This window comes from Roseibium sp., assembly GCF_965233565.1.
Taxonomy (GTDB): Bacteria; Pseudomonadota; Alphaproteobacteria; order Rhizobiales; family Stappiaceae; genus Roseibium.
The window spans coordinates 1,736,514-1,755,294 of the sequence record NZ_OZ247494.1 but is presented as its reverse complement, the minus strand read 5'-3'; the positions used below and the strand labels follow the sequence as shown (position 1 = coordinate 1,755,294).

General features: G+C 59.5%; 15 protein-coding genes. 7 read left to right on the top strand and 8 right to left on the bottom strand.

The window, feature by feature from the left end; all coding sequences use genetic code 11:
- Positions 1-242: 242 nt before the first annotated feature.
- Positions 243-6,536, bottom strand: a complete 6,294-nt coding sequence (locus ACO6TG_RS08375; protein WP_422378857.1) for a putative Ig domain-containing protein — start codon at positions 6,534-6,536, stop codon at positions 243-245.
- Here ACO6TG_RS08375 and ACO6TG_RS08370 point away from each other — a divergent pair.
- The gene (locus ACO6TG_RS08370) at positions 6,510-6,710 is read left to right on the top strand and encodes a hypothetical protein (RefSeq protein WP_422378976.1); all 201 of its coding nucleotides are present in this window, start codon (positions 6,510-6,512) and stop codon (positions 6,708-6,710) included. The genes ACO6TG_RS08375 and ACO6TG_RS08370 overlap by 27 nt on opposite strands.
- 658 nt (positions 6,711-7,368) lie before the next feature.
- Here ACO6TG_RS08370 and ACO6TG_RS08365 read toward each other — a convergent pair.
- The gene (locus ACO6TG_RS08365) at positions 7,369-8,235 is read right to left on the bottom strand and encodes a hypothetical protein (protein ID WP_422377752.1); all 867 of its coding nucleotides are present in this window, start codon (positions 8,233-8,235) and stop codon (positions 7,369-7,371) included.
- Positions 8,236-8,606: 371 nt separating this feature from the next.
- Here ACO6TG_RS08365 and ACO6TG_RS08360 point away from each other — a divergent pair, with 371 nt between their 5' ends.
- Complete coding sequence (locus tag ACO6TG_RS08360; protein WP_422378975.1) at positions 8,607-8,732, top strand: hypothetical protein; 126 nt, start codon at positions 8,607-8,609, stop codon at positions 8,730-8,732.
- 48 nt (positions 8,733-8,780) lie between these two features.
- On the opposite strand, the gene ACO6TG_RS08355 is transcribed toward ACO6TG_RS08360, so the two are convergent.
- Positions 8,781-9,056 (bottom strand): flagellar biosynthesis protein, encoded by a 276-nt coding sequence (locus ACO6TG_RS08355; RefSeq protein ID WP_094071993.1) that lies wholly within the window; start codon positions 9,054-9,056, stop codon positions 8,781-8,783.
- 151 nt (positions 9,057-9,207) lie between these two features.
- Between ACO6TG_RS08355 and ACO6TG_RS08350 the strand changes: the two genes are divergently transcribed.
- Positions 9,208-9,828 (top strand): GNAT family N-acetyltransferase, encoded by a 621-nt coding sequence (locus ACO6TG_RS08350; protein WP_422377751.1) that lies wholly within the window; start codon positions 9,208-9,210, stop codon positions 9,826-9,828.
- Between the two features lie 185 nt (positions 9,829-10,013).
- On the opposite strand, the gene mtnA is transcribed toward ACO6TG_RS08350, so the two are convergent.
- Entirely contained in the window at positions 10,014-11,120 is a 1,107-nt protein-coding gene (gene mtnA, locus ACO6TG_RS08345; protein ID WP_422377750.1) for an S-methyl-5-thioribose-1-phosphate isomerase, read from the bottom strand.
- A gap of 223 nt (positions 11,121-11,343) precedes the next feature.
- Here mtnA and ACO6TG_RS08340 point away from each other — a divergent pair, with 223 nt between their 5' ends.
- Both ACO6TG_RS08340 and ACO6TG_RS08335 read left to right on the top strand, forming a co-directional pair.
- Entirely contained in the window at positions 11,344-11,925 is a 582-nt protein-coding gene (locus tag ACO6TG_RS08340) for a hypothetical protein (protein ID WP_422377749.1), read from the top strand.
- Between the two features lie 55 nt (positions 11,926-11,980).
- Entirely contained in the window at positions 11,981-12,256 is a 276-nt protein-coding gene (locus ACO6TG_RS08335; RefSeq protein WP_422377748.1) for a hypothetical protein, read from the top strand.
- Between the two features lie 6 nt (positions 12,257-12,262).
- On the opposite strand, the gene ACO6TG_RS08330 is transcribed toward ACO6TG_RS08335, so the two are convergent.
- Positions 12,263-13,195, bottom strand: coding sequence for a metallophosphoesterase family protein (locus ACO6TG_RS08330; RefSeq protein WP_422377747.1), 933 nt, complete (start codon positions 13,193-13,195; stop codon positions 12,263-12,265).
- Positions 13,196-13,743: 548 nt separating this feature from the next.
- On the opposite strand from ACO6TG_RS08330, the gene ACO6TG_RS08325 reads away from it, so the two are divergent.
- Positions 13,744-14,229 (top strand): NUDIX domain-containing protein, encoded by a 486-nt coding sequence (locus ACO6TG_RS08325; RefSeq protein WP_422377746.1) that lies wholly within the window; start codon positions 13,744-13,746, stop codon positions 14,227-14,229.
- A gap of 43 nt (positions 14,230-14,272) precedes the next feature.
- Here the strand turns inward: ACO6TG_RS08325 and ACO6TG_RS08320 are convergent, their stop codons facing one another.
- Positions 14,273-15,247 (bottom strand): glutathione S-transferase family protein, encoded by a 975-nt coding sequence (locus ACO6TG_RS08320; RefSeq protein WP_422377745.1) that lies wholly within the window; start codon positions 15,245-15,247, stop codon positions 14,273-14,275.
- A gap of 381 nt (positions 15,248-15,628) precedes the next feature.
- Between ACO6TG_RS08320 and ACO6TG_RS08315 the strand changes: the two genes are divergently transcribed.
- The gene (locus ACO6TG_RS08315) at positions 15,629-16,147 is read left to right on the top strand and encodes a GNAT family N-acetyltransferase (protein WP_422377744.1); all 519 of its coding nucleotides are present in this window, start codon (positions 15,629-15,631) and stop codon (positions 16,145-16,147) included.
- Positions 16,148-16,312: 165 nt separating this feature from the next.
- Here ACO6TG_RS08315 and ACO6TG_RS08310 read toward each other — a convergent pair whose 3' ends face one another.
- Positions 16,313-16,435 (bottom strand): hypothetical protein, encoded by a 123-nt coding sequence (locus ACO6TG_RS08310; RefSeq protein ID WP_422377743.1) that lies wholly within the window; start codon positions 16,433-16,435, stop codon positions 16,313-16,315.
- A gap of 269 nt (positions 16,436-16,704) precedes the next feature.
- The gene (locus ACO6TG_RS08305) at positions 16,705-18,780 is read right to left on the bottom strand and encodes a hypothetical protein (protein WP_422377742.1); all 2,076 of its coding nucleotides are present in this window, start codon (positions 18,778-18,780) and stop codon (positions 16,705-16,707) included.
- Between the last annotated feature and the right edge of the window lies 1 nt (position 18,781).

Sequence of the window (18,781 nt, the reverse complement as noted above, 5' to 3'; positions counted from 1 at the left end):
TGGCCCGACCCTTCGGGTTTGTGTCTGGCAGACGTCTGCTTTGTCGGGCCACTTGTCCATAGCCCCGCTATGGACTGCCCACCCCTCCGCGCAGATCGCCTCGCCAGATCTCAAACAGAATGCGCCAATCTGGTCGGAAAATGCTCTAAGGGTAGAGCCCCTCGGGCTTCCGGGTGACGTATCAAAAAAAGAGCCGGTCGTTTGACCGGCTCTTTCCGTTTCAAGCTTCAGGCTGTCTTTCTTTAGACGAAGGTGAAGTCGTCCAGGTGAAGGTCCGCCTTGGTGACGTTCAGCAGGGTGATGCTGGTGTCGCCGTCGACCGTGATCACGGTGTTGCCACCGACCGTATCGGCAGCTGCGAGAACCGCATCGGCATCTGAGAACACGCTGGAAGCGAACTGGAGCACGTCCTCCGTGCCCGCTCCGGCGACAAAGTCACCAACCGTGTCGTGGCCCGTGACGCCTTCCTGGAAGACGAAGGTGTCGCTGCCGGCTTCCCCGAAGAGGACATCGCCACCCGCGCCGCCATCAATGACATCGTCACCGCTACCGGCTTCGATGACGTCGACGAGGTCCGTCCCGGTGAGCGTCTCGTTGCCGCTTGTGCCAACCATGACGGTGCGGCTGTCCGGATCGGTGTAGAGAGCCTCAAGCGTGCTCCATTCGCCAGTGCCGCGGAAGGTGACGTCTTCCATGCCGTTCAGGATCTTCACGCCATCGGTGGCATGAATGACATAGATCGTGCCGTCCGGGTTCCACTGGAACTCGTAGTCGGCGCGCGCGCCTTCCAGATGCAGGTGATCGGTGCCGTCGCCGCCGAACAGGATGTCGTTGCCGCCGAGCGGCTGGATGGTGTCGTTGCCGGCGCCGGCCACAACGATGTCGTCACCATGAGAGGCGTAGATGAACTCGTAGCTGTCCGTTCCGGCAAAGGTCCTGAAGGAACTGTGCTGCGGCAACAGGTCCTCCGTGCGGTACCATTTGCCTTCACCCGAAAACCAGATGCCGTTGATGCTGTGAAGCGTATCGACGCCATACTCTGCGCTCGTCGCGGTGAAGCTGCCGTCCTTGTTCCAGCGGAAGACATAGTCCGAGGCAGCCCCGGCAAAGCGGGCCTGGTCGTAACCGTCGCCGCCGAGCAGGACATCATTGCCCTTGGAGTTCCGGATCCAGTCGTTTTCACCGCCGGCGCGCAGGATGTCATCCCCATCCGTGCCTTCCAGCGTCTCCTTGCCGTCGGTGCCTTCAATCAGGTTGGACGTGCCCCCGGTGACCGAGACCAGTGCGCTGAGCTGGTAGCTGGCATTTTCGCCGCTGAAATAGAGCGTTTCGATGCCGGACAGCAGATCGGTGCCAAAGGCTGCGCTGGTGATGGTGTAGGTGCCGTCCTGGTTTTCCGTGACGGTGACATCCGCAGCGCTGCCGCCATAGGTGACCTGGTCGTTTCCAGCGCCACCGAAGATCGTGTCGTCTCCGGCGCTGCCTTCGATGACATCGTCACCGTCACCGGCCTCAACGACATCGGCAAAATCCGTTCCGGCAAGCGTGTCGTTGCCGCTGGTGCCGTCGACAACGGTGCGGCTGTCCGGATCGACATAAAGGTTGTTCAGCCAGGCCCATTCGCCAGAGCCGCGGAAGGTGACTTCATCGATCCCGTTCAGGATCTTGACGCCGTCGGTCGCATGGATCGCGTAGACCGAACCGTCCGGGTTCCACTGGAACTCATAGTCGGCGCGAGCGCCTTCCAAATGGAGATGATCGTCGCCGTCGCCAAAGATAATATCGTTGCCACCTAGCGGCTGGATGGTGTCGTTGCCGGCGCCGGCAACAACGATGTCGTCGCCGTGAGAGGCGTAGATGAACTCGTAGCTGTCCGTGCCGGCAAAGGTCTTGAAGGAGCTGTGTTGCGGCAGCAGGTCCTCCGTGCGGTACCATTTGCCTTCGCCTCTGAACCAGATGCCATTGATGCTGTGAAGCGTGTCGACACCATATTCAGCGCTTGTGGCGGTAAAGCTGCCATCTTTGTTCCAGCGGAACACATAATCGGACGCCGCGCCTTCGAAGCGGGCCTGATCGTAACCGTCGCCGCCGAGCAGGACATCGTTGCCCTTGGAGTTTTCCAGCCAGTCGTTTTCGCCGCCGGCGCGCAGGATGTCGTTGCCATCCGTACCTTCCAGCGTCTCCTTGCCATCGGTGCCGGTGATGACATTGATGGTCGTGGAGGGAGCTGCGGCCTCGATGGAAAGGTCAAACAGATCTTCGGCTGACAGGGTCCCGTCGGACGCGATGACTTTCAGCGACAGGGTGCCGGCAGTGCCCTGCGGCGGTGTTCCGGAGAAGGTCCGGGTTGCGGCATCGAAGCTCAGCCACGTGGGCAGGTCGGAGCCGTCGGCAAGCGTCGCGCTATAGGTAAGCGCGTCGCCATCGACGTCAGTGAAGGCATCTGCCGGAACGGTGAAGCTCCAGGCCATGTCTTCCGTACCCGATTGACCGGTGATGTCATTGGCCACCACGGGGGCGTCATTTTCCGGTGCGATCACGAGGTCAAACACATCCGAAGCGGAAGCCGTGCCGTCAGAGGCGATGACCTTGAGCGACAGGGTGCCGTTGAAGTCCTGCGACGGTGTCCCCGAGAAGGTCCGGGTATCTGCGTCAAAGCCAATCCAGGCGGGCAGGGCCGAGCCGTCGGCCAGCGTCGCGCTGTAGGTGAGCGCATCGCCGTCGGCGTCGGAGAAGCTGTCGGCCGGAACGGTGAAGGTCCAGGCCGTGTCTTCGTTGGACGTCTGGTCTGCCAGTGCATTTGAGACCAGCGGTGCCCTGTTCTGCGGCTGGGACAGAATGTCGAGCAGCGTTGCCTCGGTCCAGACGGTGCCATCATTGAAGACGAACTGTTCGACGCCGGAGTCCTTGCGGCTCCGGGTCTCGTAGAATTGTTCGTCGAGCAGGATCGAACCGCCATCGGCAAAGTGAAGCGTGACGTCGTCCCGGTCGGACTGCGACCGTGACACGGTGACCTGTGAGGCCAGGATGCCGTCGCCGAACACGATCCGGTCGGCCGCACCATCGCCATAGGTGTCGAAGATCGTGTCGTTACCGTCACCCAGGTCATAGAGATAGGTGTCGTCTCCATCCATGCCCCTGATCGTGTCATTGCCGGCGCCACCTTCCAGAACATCGCCGCGATCGCTGAAGCCGTGGATGGTATCGTCGCCGGACGTAGCCGCAGCCTCCCGCACCAGCCGAGCCAGATCGTCCTTGCCCCAGATGGTGCCATCGGCGAATTTGAAGAGTTCGATGCCCGCCTCCTGGCGTGCTTCGAATTGATCGTCAAGCGTCACCGATCCACCATCGGCGAAGGTCAGCGTAACGTCGTCGTAATAGTTGGAGAAGGTAATCGTGTCCGCCGCGATCCCGGCGCCAAAGACAAGTGTGTCTGCGAAACCCTCGCCAACATCGCCTTCGTCGATGATGTCGTTGCCGTCGCCGAGATCGTAGAGATAGGTGTCGTTGCCTTCCGTGCCCCAGATCTTGTCGTTGCCAAGGCCACCTTCGATGGTGTCGTTCCGGTCGTCAAAGCCTGTGATCTCGTCATCGGCATCGGTGGACATGCTTGCGAGTGCCATATCCGCAAGCTGCTCCTTGCCCCAGACGGTACCGTCGGCAAAATGAACCTCTTCAATGCCCGTGATGAGTGACTCGTTGTCGTTATACTGCGCCATCAGCTCGAGGCTGCCGCCGTCGGAGAATTCCAGTACCAGACTGGATTTTTCGTTGCCGCTGTTGCGCTCCTTCTTGACGACAGTCACATCCGAAACGGAAATCGCATCGGACAGGAACACACGGTCATGGGAACTCGACCCGCCTTCGTGGATCCGGTCGTTGCCGTCGCCAAGGTCATAGAAATAGATGTCGTTGTTGGTGCTGCCGCGGACATAGTCGTCGCCAGCGCCCATATCCAGAAAGTATTTTTTCCGGTTGTAGCGCAGGTCAAGATTGTCATCGCCGTCGGTGCCGTATTCCAGGTCGCCGAGATAGGAGCTTTCGGTCACGAAATCGATGGTGACCGAAGCGGTCGACGTGTTGGTGCCGTCGCTGATCGTATATGTGAACGTGCCATGTTCGATGAGATCCTGGCTGGTCGCGTTGACCACCACATTGCCGTTGCCGTCGAGCGATACGGTGCAGTTGGCCGCATCCTGAACCGACACGATGGTGAACTGGCCGCTGTCCAGATCGGTGTCGTTGGCGCTGAGTGCATCCGCTGTCAGCACAAGTGGTGCGTCCACCGTGGCATAGAACCTGTCATCGGCGGCAAAGACCGGGTCGTTGACCTCGTCGATAAAGAGGGTGAAGAACGCGCTGGCGGTCTTGAAGCCGTCGCTGGCAACCACTTCCAGGCCGACGGCGCCGTGAAACTCTTCCGGCAGGTAGCCGGAGAAGGTACCGCTTTCGGCATTGAAACTCAGCCAGTCGGGCAGACGATTGCCATCGGCAAGGTGCGCGCTGAGCTGCAGCTGGGAGCCGTCCTCATCGGCAAAAACGGAGGCAGGGAGCTGGAAGGTCCAGAGGCCGCCCTCTTCCTGAGCTGTCTGCGCGTCGATCTCGTTGGCAACGACGGGGGCTGCGTTGCCTTCGCTGTTGAGAAGCGTGATGGATTTGGTCGCGCTGACCTTGCCGTCACTAGCCGCGACACGCAGCTGCAGCGTGCCGCCGAAGCCGGCCGGCGGTGTTCCGGTAAAGGTCCCGGAGGCCGCATCGAAGCTGAGCCAGGCGGGTAGATCCGAACCATCGGCAAGCGTCGCCGTAAGGCTGAGCGCATCGCCATCGGCATCCGAATAGGAGGCCGGATCGAGGCTGAGCGACAGGGCCGAACCAGGGGTCACGGACACCGTCTCTTCGGTGTCTGCCCAGATCGGGACGTGATTGTCCGCGTTCGTCAGTGCGAAGATGTCGTTGTAGGAAAGATTGGCAGTCCGGTCTTCGCCATCGAAGAAACGGAAGCTGCTGATGCGGCCGCGGCCGTCTTCCTGGTCGAAGAAATCGACGACCAGCAGCTTTTCGCCGGTGGAGATAACGCGTGCTTCCAGGTCCATGCCGTTGGTGCCGGCGCGGTGGAAGGTGACATCGGCCAAGGCGATGTCCTGCATCTGCACGCGGTTGCTGGTTGCCGTATACCCTTCCAGGATGGTGTCGTTGCCGTCGCCGAGGCGGTAGATGTAAAGGTCCGAGCCGTCGCCGCCGGCAAGCACGTCGTCGCCGGTGCCGCCCTCGATGGTGTCGTTGCCGCCGCCACCGTGGATATTGTCTCCTTCGGCACCACCGGAGATCGTGTCGTCACCGCCGCCGCCGAAGAGAGTGTCGACACCATCGCCGCCTTCAAGCGTGTCCTCGTCGGCGCCGCCGTCCAGGCGGTCATTGCCGGTGCCGCCAATGAGATAGTCCCGGCCAGAACCGCCGGTTACGATGTCGTTGCCCGCGCCGGCTTCAACAGTGTCGCTGCCATTGCCGCCATGGGCGACATCGTCGCCGTCGCCACCGCCGAGATAGTCGTTGCCTTCGCCGCCGTCGAGCGTGTCATGGCCGTCCCCGCCGAGAAGGTCGTCATCGCCTTCGCTGCCGGACAGTTCGTCATTGCCGCCGTCGCCTCTCAGTGCATCGTTGCCTTGGGTGCCCAGGATAACGTCGTCGCCACCCAAGCCATGGTAGAATGCGCCTTTGTCTTCCTCTCCGTTTTCCGGGCCGGGAGCCTCGGTTTCGCCACTCTCAGAGCCCATCGACGGCAATGGAATGTGAATGCCAAAGTCTCCCTTGTCGAAGTCTTCGATAACAAACCGGGCATGGTAGCCCTCCCAATGGCCATCAATATCGGCCCCATGCTCCTGAACGGTGTATAGGGAGAAGCCGTACAGATCTTTCGTGGTGACGTCATAGTAGAGCATTCCAAAATCGCTCTTGTAGACGTCGATTCCCCAAGATGTTGTGCGCTCGTAGTCTTTATTGCTGAACTCTTCGAGGAAATAGTCCTTCGTTACCGTGTCGGTAAAACGATCGTATGAATAGGCCGAGTAGCCTAGGAAAATTTCGCCTTTCCCATCTGCATCGCGAATTCGATCCACGTTCTGGTACAAGCTAAGGTCGAATTTCTGAAGGCCGGGTCTATCAACATTGCTGATCAGGACAGCGTCGAAAAAGGAGTAACCGCCCGTTGCCTCGAATGGGGTAAACCAGTCACTCTGGTCTTCGACGACTTCCTGTTTGCTGAAAAGATAGTAGGTGTCGTTGCCCTCTCCGCCGTCGAGAATGTCTTTTTCTTCGTCGTCGAAGACGATCTCGGTATCGAGGTCATCGAAGAAGGTCTTGTACTCCTCGAAGGTAAAGTCGTCCTTGACGCCGCCAGCCAGGTGATCGTCACCCGCTTCTCCGAACAGCTCGTCTTCGCCGGTTCCGCCAGACAATTTGTCGGCGTGTTCGCCGCCAACGAGAACGTCATTGCCCTCTCCGGCGAATAGTTGGTCTTCACCGTCACCCCCGAACAGGAAGTCGCGTCCACCGCCGGAGATGAGGGTGTCATTTCCATCGATGCCTATCAGGAGATCTGTTTTTGTGTCTCCGTCATCGATGCGAATTTCGACGTCCTGATCGGCGGCCGTAAGAAAACCAAACTTGGTACGCTCTATTTTGTCTTCGCCAATATAATCGGTCAGATTTAGCTTTGTAATATATTCAGAAAGCTGTTGCCCTTCATGTACGCCAAGAACATTTCCAAAATAGTGCGTTCTGACGGTCGTTGAAGATCCGTCTAGATCCTTCATTACGCTATTTGCAAAGTTAACAGCGCCGCCATAAACATCGTCTACGTTTTCTGTTTTTAGAAAAGCGGCATACTCGCTAGCAGTATCTATTTCTTCAGGCGGTATATCCGGTGCTGGGGCAACTTCGGTCCCCGGGACAGCCTGTGGGTCAAGTGTGCCCAGTGCATAATGGCTGAGCTCGTGGGCTAAAATCCTCTCCAAGCTGGCATATTGTAAAGACCCATCTTCATTAATGAATGACGCCTCTGTCCCGTCAATAGCGGCTTCGGAAAGCCCCATAAATCGCTTATCTCGATCGATAAAAGATCCCAATGCCTTAATAATGTAATATGTGTCTCCACCATTGGGAGGGGGTGTTATCAAGCTTTCCCCCGTTTCAGATGTCAAAACTCGCTCAAGAGCGGTTGCTAACTTTACGCGCTCCGGATCGGTGAAACCTCTTTTAGTTTCTTCATCGTAAGGCTGAATTGCCCATTTAATGATCTTTGGCGGATTGCCCGGAATGGTGAAAAATACTTCTGTGAAGTCGGAATTTATCATAAATTGTACCTTTTATTTAATTTTTGCGCTTGCAGGATTTGGTGATTCTTAATATTTCTTCATAATTTTCTTTCAGTAGGTCATGTTCTATTTGTGATCGAAATAATTCTTTATCGAGTGATCGTGCTCCAAGTTGGCATTGATGGAATGCATCGCGCCAATACAGCTGAAATGCCGGTAGTAAACACGACCAAGAATGATCAAGGGCCAATTCTTGAAAAATCACCTTTCCAGCAACTGTGCTCACAGTTGTTGCGCGGTCTGAGGCGTCTAGATGACGAAAAAGACCGCGTTGTGCTTCTTTGGAGCCGTATGGAAAATCTCCCATCGTATATGGCACGATTGGGGAGTTGGCATTTTTGTAGTTAAAAAATGAATTGTCCAAACCTAGCAAGAAAAATAGCGATTGGCCTGTAAAAATAGCTTCGCAATATATTTTACCATTACTTGTTTTTGAGATGGTGAGGCCATCAATTATTTTTTTACTGTTTCTTTTCCTTTTTGGGTGCCGGTAATAGCCGTATCCCTCAATGTCATCTCGGCTCTCGCAAAAACTTATGCCACGGTCAGAAGTCCCCGGAATATCGATCGTAGGCGGGAGATCGGCCTCATGAAGTGGCCTGTTGTCGAAGCAAACAAGGACATCCGCGGTGTTTGGATCACTGACGCTTGGCAAATCTGGTTTAAATACCGTGGGTGAGAAGTTACTTACGTGCCCGGCAATGGCTGAAGTATTGACATTGGGTGCTTCCGAATAATGCTCAGAAATCCAGTATTTCAGCTCATCTGCAGCGACAGGGCCTGTGTTTAGTAGAGTCGGTATGGCGATCACGACTGCGCGCCAAACCATTGGTGTCAGCCAACGTGAAAAATTTTGCTTCATCGATGATACTCATCAGCTGAGGTTTATACGTTCGAGCCCGTTTGCATCGCATCACTTTTTGTCGATGATGGGGCGCTGCGGGATGTTGTCAGAAGCGCAACTTCTGATAGCTTTCGTCGTTATTTTTTACAAGGTCTTTTCGTCTGGCCTGCCGGCAAAACCTCAGCGCGATGCGGCGCCGGTTCCGCTCTTGCGAAGCCTCGAAATCACGAGCGAGAATTTGCGTTCGGTGATTGACCCGTTCGTTGTGTGGCGCCTTCTATGCAGGCGTGCTGCCTGGATCAAGCGGAAACGAAATACGCGGTGGCTTCATCTCTTGTTAAGCTTAATATTGGGGCTTTCACGGATGCCGCCCGGCAAGGAAGCTGGTGTTGCGACAGGCCCAGACCCGGCCCTTCGTCCGCTCCATCGTCGAACGCTTCCGGGCCCACACCACCATCATGAGCCAGGCCGAAGTCCACCCGCGCATCAAGCTGAAGACGATCGGCTCGATCTGAGAACCGTTTGGGGAATTTCTTCGGAAAAAAGCCGGGGTCTGATGGGCCTCAGACCAGAACGTTGACCCGCGCCATGGCGGCGGTCTGGTTGGCATAGGCGCCGACGCGGCCCTGGTTCTGCATCACGAACATCGTATTGGCCTGCGAGGCCTGCAGACCGATGGTGTTGAAGGTGCTGGCCAGGTTGCGCAGTTCCTGCATTTTCTGGGCAGATGCCTGGCGGCGCTTGGCCCAGGCCTTGTTGTAGTCGGACCAGGTCGATTTTCGCTGGGAGCGAAACTTGTTGTGATAATCGCGCTGGACGTAGTTTCCGACTTTGGGCATGGCTGCATCTTTCCTGGATACACGCCTTCAAGCTTGCCAAATCGTGGTTAACAGGCCGTTAATATCGCGCAATACGCGATTCACCCCCTTGGAGGTCCGGCCCGGCGCTGCTATGGGCCGGAGCCTGACCTCTAGTGAAGGAGAATCGACGGTGGCAGAGACGTTTGGCGCAGCCCTCAATCTGGATGGCTATACGGAAGTTCCGGATGGCAAGATCGCCTTTGTGGTCACCTATCTGGAAATGCTGCAGGCGCCTGCCAAACCGCTTGCGCCGCCGCGCAGCGACGTGACGCTGGAGCGCTGGAGCGCGCCGGATGTCGCCAGCTACCGCGAACTGTTCAAGGAGATCGGCGAGGACTGGATCTGGTTCAGCCGCCTGGAACAGGACGAGGACGTTCTGGCAAAAACCCTGGCCGAGCCGGCGCGGGAACTCTATCAGCCGATGAAGGGTGGCAAGTCCGTCGGGACGCTGGAACTGGATTATGCCAATCCGGCCGAACCTGTCGTTGCCTATTTCGGCCTTGTGCCGGGAGCGATTGGCGGTGGTCTCGGGCGCTGGCTCATGGGGCAGGCCGTGGAGATGGCCTGGGCGCGCCCGGAAACGAAACGCCTGTGGCTGCACACCTGTACCGGCGACAGCCCGCAGGCGATCCATTTCTATCAGTCCTGCGGCTTCAGGCCCTACAAACGCGCCATCGAGGTGGCCGACGACCCGCGTCTCAAGGGGCTGCTCGGCAGGGACCGGGCGCCACACGTGCCGGTGATCGGCTAGGCGGCCACTCAGGCCGCCGACTGTCGTCATTGCAGGACTTGATCCTGCAATCCATGCCGTGACGAGGTTTCGTCGGGATAATCTCGCGTGTGGTGACGATATGGCATGGGTCCCATGGTCAAGCCATGGGACGACGATTGTCGGGGCGATGTGGGCGAGCTGTCATCGAGCGCTCGGCGACACACTCACGCACTCATCTTGACCCGCTCCGGAAACGCGTCTGCAATTGATTTCCGGCTGGCTTCCAGAACACCGCGTTCGGTGATCAGGCCGGTGACAAGCCGGGCAGGCGTGACGTCGAAGGCCGGATTGCCGACCTCGGAGCCGTCGGCGACGATGTCGATCGTCTCGATGGCGCCGGTCTGCGTGCGGCCGGTCATCTGGCTGACTTCCAGGCCGCTGCGCTCCTCGATCGGGATTTCCTGCACGCCGTCCGACAGCGAGAAATCGATAGTGGGGGAGGGCAGGGCGACATAGAAGGGCACGTTGTTGTCCCGGGCCGCCAGGGCTTTCAGATAGGTGCCGATCTTGTTGCAGACATCGCCGGTCGCCGTGGTGCGGTCGGTGCCGGTGATCACGATATCGACCTCGCCATGCTGCATCAGATGGCCGCCCGCATTGTCGACGATGACGGTGTGCGGCACGCCGTGATGGCCAAGCTCCCAGGCCGTCAGGAAAGCGCCCTGGTTGCGCGGGCGGGTCTCATCGACCCAGACATGGACCGGAATACCGCCATCATGGGACATGTAGATCGGGGCCGTGGCCGTGCCCCAGTCGACGGTGGCAAGCCAGCCGGCATTGCAGTGGGTGAGGATGTTCACCGGTTCGCCGGCGCGTTTCAGCCGGGCGATGGCGGCGATCAGCTCCATGCCATGCATGCCGATCGCCATGTTGATGGCAATGTCTTCATCGCAGATGGCGTTGGCGAGCAGGAAGGCGGCTTCTTCGCGGGCTTCCGGGTTGACCTGAATGAGCGCCTTGCGCGCCTTGTCGAGTGCCCAATGCAGGTTGACCGCGGTTGGCCGGGTTTCCAGCAGCGCAGAACAGGCGGCGTGCAGGTTGGCATCGGAAGGGTCTTCGCGCATGGCAAGGGCGACGCCATAGGCGGCCGTTGCGCCGATCAGCGGTGCACCGCGCACCTGCATGACGCGGATCGCGTGGGCGGCGTCTGCCATCGTGTAGAGCCGGGCGATCTCAAAGGCATAGGGAAACTTGGTCTGGTCGATGATCTCAACCGCGCTGCCATCCTCGGCGAGCCAGATCGTGCGGTACTTCTTGCCGTCGACATTCATGTTCACGCTCCCCGGAATATCCGATTTGTCTTTGCATAACCCATGATCAGGGGGCGGGCCAATGGTGGCTTGCTGGCTTCGGGTCAAAAAATGTCTTAATCTTTGTTAACCATGTTCGGATACCCGGTGGATAGCGTGCAGGGAAAAGGCGTGCGGCTGTTCCGTCCCGGTAAGAGTCAGTTAAGATTCTATTGACCAAGAGTAAAACGGAGTCAGGCACCCCATGTCTGAAATGCAGGATAACGTTGTCCCCCACACCCGCATGCGCTCCCTGCGGGACGCAATCCGCAAGGTGCAGCTTGGCGAGGTCGAGCGTTCGGATGTGGTGGTGGAGCTGCAGGATACCGAGCGGGCGCGCCTCGACATGCTCGCGGACGAACTGAAAGACGTCTTCAAGGAAATCCCCCAGGACGACGACCAGTTTTCACTGCAGATCATTTCCGGTTCGACGCCCCGGCTCTGGATCGACGCCACCAGCCACGTGGTGGTCGGCGGCGACCGGCGGACCTACCGGTTCCTGAAGGACACGCGTCTCGGCCGGGTGGTCATTCTGGAGACCGCCAATATCGACGACATGGCCGATTGCCTGACCGAATATATCGCCGAACGGGTGCTGGAGCGGGAAAAGGCGCTGGAAGGCGACTGGCTCAACAACCGGCTGCGCCAGGTGGCGATTGACAGCCAGGTGGTGCGCGTCAAGGAAAGCCGGACGCCCTGGCTTGCCGTTGCCGGCGCTTTTGGCGTCGGCATCGCCGCCGGTGTGGTCGGCCTGGTGGCCTTTGCCTGGTTCGCCAATCCGCTTTGAGCCGCGGAGGGTCGCCTTTCGGCTATCATTCGGAGGGAACATGTCGGAAGCCTGTTTGAGTCTTTCCGATCTGCCGGACCCGGAAGACCGGGAAGCGGTCATTGCGTTTGCGCGTTCCTTTAGAGGTTATCAGGTGTTCGGGTCTTTCCGAGCCTGCGCGGATGCGGCATTTGCCAGGCGACGCGAGACGCTCGCGGATATTCGCAATGAGTTGTTTTTTGAGCAGCGGTCTGGGAACCATGCAGGTGGTTCTCAATCGACCATAGCGCTTTATCAGGAATTGCTGCCGTATTTCAGGCAGTTCCTCAGCGACGACGCCGATCTTGCCTGAACTGTGTCAGGTGGCCTGTTTGGAAACCTCGACGTCCCGTTCTACCAAGAGCTTCACCGGCTCGTTCGGCGCATCGAAGCCGTGTTCCTCCATTCGGCAGGACCAGCCTTCGTTGGTCCTTTCGATTTTGAACAGATTGTAGCGTGCTGCCGGTTTCTTGCCGCCCGGGGCGCTGGTGGCGGAGGGCACGCCGACCACCGGAACGGGGCCGTCCGGTCCCTCGATTGTCTCGAAACTGTCGATATGGGTATGCCCGTGCAGGATCAGTTCCGCGCCGGCACGCTTGATGACGGCGCGCACGCGCGAGGCGTCCGATAGGCGCTTGTGCCAGCCGGTGGCTTTGCGGAAAGGCGGGTGATGCAACATGACAACCCGGAAACAGCCTTCCTTGCCGAGCTCTTCCAGAATGGCCCTGAGGCGTTTGCTCTGCTCACTGCCGACCCGGCCAGTCGCGAACCAGGGACCGCTGGCACGCCCCGTGGTGACGCCGATCAGCGCGATGTCGCCACGTTTGCGGACATAGGGAAAGGTGGCTTCCGACCTGGTGCCGACGGCCGGGGCCTCCGCGGCATCGTCGCCGCACATATAGGGCCACCAGGCCGACCGGGCGCGGCGCACGGCGCCGGGTACATAAGCGTCGTGGTTGCCGGGAACAACGGAGACGTCGTCCGGGTCTCCGACCTCTTCCAGCCAGTCGCGTGCGCCTGTGATTTCAAGTGGCAGGGCGATGTTGACCAGATCGCCCGTGACCGCGATGTGGTCGGGCGCCTGCGCCTTCATGTCCTCGACCAGCTGATCCAGGTAATTGGCACCCATGATCTTTGAGCGGTTGCGCTGCCAGTTCAGGTAACCGAGCAGGCGCTTGGAAAAGAGCTGCAGCAGTTTCGGATCGGGCAGGGGACCAAGATGAGGGTCGGAGAGATGCGCAAGCGTGAACATGTGGCGCATCTTCAAAACGAAAGGCGCCGCGTCAAGGAGAAATGACGCGGCGCCTTTGATCTTGGACTGAACCGGAAACCGGTGGTCCGGCTTATTTGCCCGGTTTGGCCGACTTGGCGGCCTTCGGAGCTTTTTGAGCGCTGGTGTCAGCGGAGCGCGTGGTCTCGCGCAGCGTCGCGTTCACAACATTCACAAAACCGAACATCTTCTGTCTCCGTTCAGTTCCCTATCCGACCTCAGTTGGTCGGGAAGGTGGTCAGGGTTGCGACAACGCGCGGGTTGGTGAGGTCAACGGCAGGCTTCCACTGGTAGTGGTTGCGGTTGCGGCGGCGTTTTCCAAACAGTGCGTTCAACATCGGTCTTTTCCTTCGGACATCAGGCAGTCGGGAGAACTGCCTTCGAAATCATCTTGTTGCCCGATATATAGGCAACCTTCCCTCGAAGGAGGAGCGTTATTCTGAGTGAGCTGCATTGCAGCAATTGCATGGGTTAACAAAGCCTTTCCCGTTGGTTGTGTCTGTTATCCCGCCCGAAACACGGACCCGAACATGCTGAAACTGCTTTCCTTTCTTCCCACGAGCTGGACCATTCGCCTGATCCAGCAGGTCGGCCTGCTGCGCAACTCCTATACGCTGGGGGTGCGGGTCATCGTGGAAGACGAGACCGGCGGTGTGCTGCTGGTACGGCACAGCTATCTCGATGGCTGGTATTTGCCGGGCGGCGGGGTTGAACGGGAGGAGACATTGGCGGAGGCCGCAAGGCGGGAGGTTTTTGAGGAAACCGGGGTCACGGCGACTGAAGATCCGCAACTGCTCAACATCTATCTTCACACCGGTGGCACCCGGCGCGATCATGTCGGCCTGTTTCACCTGGCGAACTGGCAGCAGGCAGAGACCTTCCTGGCGCCGAACGCGGAGATTGTCGAGGCACGGTTCTTTGCGCAGGAGGAACTACCTCCGGGGCTTTCAAAGGCAACTGCGCGGCGGCTCAAGGAGTTCCGCGCAGGTACATTGTTGGATTCCAGCCGCTGGTAGCGGCAACAGCGCTGGTCAGACAGCGGCGATCTGGCAGCAGCGATCAGGCAGCGGCCTTGAACCGGTCCCGGTTATGCGGTGTCGTCAAGTCAAGATCCGGGCCGACGGGAACGATCCGTGTCGGGTTCACGCTTTCATGCGAGCCGTAATAGTGCTCCTTGATGGTCTTCATATCGACCGTTTCGGCAACACCCGGCACCTGATAGAGCTCCCGCAGGTAATTGGAGAGGTTCGGGTAGTCCTCGATCCGGCGGATATTGCACTTGAAGTGGCCAACATAGACCGGGTCGAAACGCACCAGCGTCGTGAACAGGCGCCAGTCGGCTTCCGTCAGGCGGTCGCCGACAAGGTAGCGCTGGCCGGAGAGCCGGTCCTCAAGGTCGTCAAGGGTCTCGAAAAGCGCGGTGACCGCCTCTTCATAGGCTTCCTGGCTGGTGGCGAAGCCGGACTTGTAAACACCGTTGTTCACCGTGTGATAGATGCGCTCGTTGATGGCGTCGATGTCAGCGCGAAGCTCTTGCGGATAGAAGTCGAGCGTCGAGCCGGTCAGACCGTCAAAGGCGGAGTTGAACATCCGAATGATTTCAGACGATTCATTGCTGACAATCGTGTTCTGTTTCTTGTCCCAGAGGACCGGCACGGTTGCCCGTCCGGTATAGTGCGGGTCGGCCTTGGCATAGAGATGCCAGGCGTATTTTGCCCCCACAAGAGGCTCCGCTTCGGCGAATTCCCAACCGTTTTCCAGCATCAAGGGCTGAACCGCGGAGAGGGAGATCTTGTCGTCCAGCCCCTTCAGCTTGCGGAAGATCATCGTGCGGTGCGCCCAGGGGCAGGCAAAGGAAACAAACAGGTGATAGCGTCCTGCCTCGGCCTTGAAACCATCCTTGCCACTCGGTCCGGCGGAACCGTCCGCGGTGATCCAGTTGCGAAATGCGGCATCCTTGCGGACAAACCGGCCACCGGTGGATTTCGTGTCATACCACTGGTCTTTCCAGACACCGTCGACGAGCAGTCCCATGATGCACTCCCTTGCTGAATTGCTGTGCTGCGTTCGTTTGTTAGGTTGTGCGGGAACGCGCCATTTCAATCAACTGAATGCACTGTTGCTGATCCGTGAACAATCGAGGCCAACCTGGAAACAGCCAAAAAAGCGCTGGACCCGGCGCGGCAATGCGTGCTAACCGCTTTCGTCACTTGAGAAGTTGCCGGCGGATCGCGCCGGCACATGACGAGACTGGGATCCATGACCGCAGGTCTGACACTCCGACGACGAACCAGCCGACGAGATTTTTCTCGTTCGCACCGTCGCGGCTGACCTGATCCCGGAACCTTCTGATCCTTTCGTCCGGGCCAACCGGCAGGCGCGTTTTTAAAAAAGCTGCTTGCTGGAACTCGAATTATGAAACAGACGATGTGGGTCATCCGGTCCGAAGACACTGCCGACAACGAGGCGATTGAAACCCTGCAGGCGGAAGCCTTCGGGCCCGGCCGTTTTGCGCGTACAGCCTTCAGGGTCCGGGAAAACGTGCCTCACCGGGCCGACCTGTCCTTTGTTGGCTTGTCCGGTGAATGTGTTGCCGGATCCATCCGGCTGACACCGATCCGCGTTGGCGAGGATGACGCTCTCCTGCTCGGGCCGTTGACCGTGTCACCGGAGTTCAAGAACCGCGGCCTCGGCAAGGCGCTGATGCGCACCGCCATGGAAGCCGCGGCCGCAGCGGGCGACACGGTCGTCCTCCTGGTCGGTGATGCACCCTATTACAGCCCTTTCGGTTTCCAGCAGGTGCCTCCTGGCCGGATCACGCTGCCCGGCCCGGTCGACCCTGCACGGCTCCTGGTGGCGCTGCTGAATGATGGTGACATGCCAAGCGGTGCGGTGCATGGTGGAGCGCCTACCGACGCTTCGACCCCAGTTTGAAGTGAGCAGAGCAAGTGTCCGGTCCTTCGAGATGGCCTGACGGCCTCTTCAGGATGAGGCCGAGTGTGGTGCCGGTGCGTTGCCGCTTGCTTTCAACCTCATCCTGAGGAGCGCGTTTGCACGCGTCTTGAAGGGTAAGCTGCGAATTCAGTCCTTACGCCAATGCTATCGCCCTTCGCGATAACCGGTCAGTGACGGTGCACCGGTCAGGAGCGTGAGGCCGATGAGGCCGATCATCAGCGAATAACACCCTTGCCTGCACAGGGGCACCTCAACCATCCAGGGCATTGTGGCAGGGGCCTTCGATTGGGACCAGGCTGCGGATCAGTCTCTTAGTCCTGCCTTGTGCAAGGCGGCGCTTGCCCGAAACCGGACACGGGCGCACCTTTCCTTTTCGCTCTCCGACGCGTCTGCCGGACACCGGCAGATCCTCGACAGCCAGGCCATGTCTTCAGGGTCCAGCCAGAGAGCAACGCGCCCTTTTTCCTGTTCTTGCGCAGCATTTGTCGGAACGGGCCCACTCATGCGGTAACTCGCTTCTTCGTGTTGTCAGCGTGTCAGCGCCCTTCGCGATACCAGGTCAGTGACAGGGCACCGAGCAGGAGCGCAAGGCCGAACAGGCCGATCATCAGCGGATAACGGTCAATGCCGTTGAGGACGCTGGCTTCGGTCGCCTTCAGACCTATCCAGCCATTGCCGGCATAATTGGCCGATTCGCGCATGGAGACGACCCGCGGCACGTTGAGATCGCCGCCAATGTCCCGCAGACGCTCCGACGCACCTCCGGTGGCCTTGGTCAGTGGTGCCAGAGGTTCCGTCGAGGACAGGACGTCTGTGTATTCCCGCGGGTTCTGCGGGCCGACATGAATTAGCGCATTCATGTCGCCCTCCGAGATGGCGAACAGCCCTGTCTCGGTGACGGGAAGACCGCCGCGCCAGAGGCCCGGTTCCTGTTCGGTCAGCGCGACGTCCGTGCTGTCGCCTGTGGGGGACACCACGGTGACGTTGTCGATGGTTTCGCCGAGGGTCTGGCGTTCAATGACCAGTTCCGGACCCCGCAGGGAAACGTTGAGTGCTTCTTCCTCCAGATCCGGTTCCTGCATCAGCCAGTGGGCCAGCCGGCGCAACAGGGGCACATGCGGGCCGCCGCCTTCAAAGCCGCGCGCCCATAGCCAGACATGATCGGACAGAAGCATCGCCACGCGGCCTTCGCCTTCCCGGTTCAGAACCAGCAGCGGCGTATCGCTCGGACCCGACATCAGCGTCTGGCCGGCATCGAGTTCGGTGTCGACGGCGCGGAACCAGCGGCTCCAGGCGGGCGGGTCCTGTTCGGAGCCCGGCAGGCCGCGTGTGACCGGATGGCGTTCGCCGAGATTGGCGAGCGTTGCATGGAAGGGCTGTTCCAGAATGGTTCCGGTCGGCCGTGCAGGCAGGATCGGTGCCAGCGGTGTCCGGTAGAGGCTGCCACCTTCGGCATAATCTGGTCCGCCCGCCAGCAGGACTGCTCCACCATCGCGCACATAGCGGGCGATGTTGTCGAAATAGAGCATCGGCAACACACCGCGGCGGACATACCGGTCGAAAATGATCAGATCGAACTCGTCGATCTTGACCGAGAACAGCTCGCGTGTCGGGAAGGCGATCAGGGACAGTTGATTGATCGGGGTGCCATCCTGTTTTTCAGGCGGGCGCAGAATGGTGAAGTGGACCAGGTCGACCGAGGCATCCGACTTGAGCAGGTTGCGCCAGGTGCGCTCACCGGCATGCGGAGAGCCGGAAACCAGCAATACGCGCAGGTTTTCACGGATGCCGTCAATGGTGACGACAGCCCGGTTGTTCAGTGTGGTGAGCTCACCCTCGAGCGGTTCGGCGTCGAATTCGAAGATGTTGTCGCCGCCATGGGCAATCTCGACCGGAATGTCGATCTTGGCACCCGTGGTGGCCATGCGTTCGGTAATGACGGAGCCGTCGCGTTTGACAGTCAGGCGGACCTGGTCGCCCGGGCCGGTGCCCTGGCCCTGGTCGACAACGGTCAGGCTGACGGTCTGTTCGGAGCCGACCAGGCCGAAGCGCGGGGCCTTGTCCAGGACGATGCGCCGGTCGCGCTCTTCCACACGGCCGGTGATCAGGCCGTGCACCGGGGCGTCGAAGCCGAGGGCGCCCGCGGTTTCAGGAATATCGTGGATCTGGCCATCAGTGATGATGATCGCACCGCCGACGCGCTCCGGCGGCACATCGGCCAGACCGTTGGAAAGGGTTTGAAACACCTGCGTGCCATCGCCCGAACCTGAATTGCGCGCTTCCAGAACGCGCAGGTCGAACCCGGGCAGGGCCTCGATCCGCCGCTGGATTTCCGCAGCCGTTTCGTCGGTGGTTTCCGCGCGCCCGTCGAGCCGCTGGCTCTGGCTCTTGTCGACCACGACAGCGACCACGCTGGAAAGCGGCTCCCGGTCCTCGCGCTCAATGGCAGGATTGGACAGCGCCAACACCAGAAGTGCCATGGTAAAGGCCCTGAGCAGCCAGCCGCGCAGGTTCAGATAGCCGGACAGACCGGTCAGAAGCAGCGTGATGATTGCCCCGGTGATCAGGGCCCAAAGAGGCAATAGCGGGTCGAAGGAGAGGGACCAGACCATC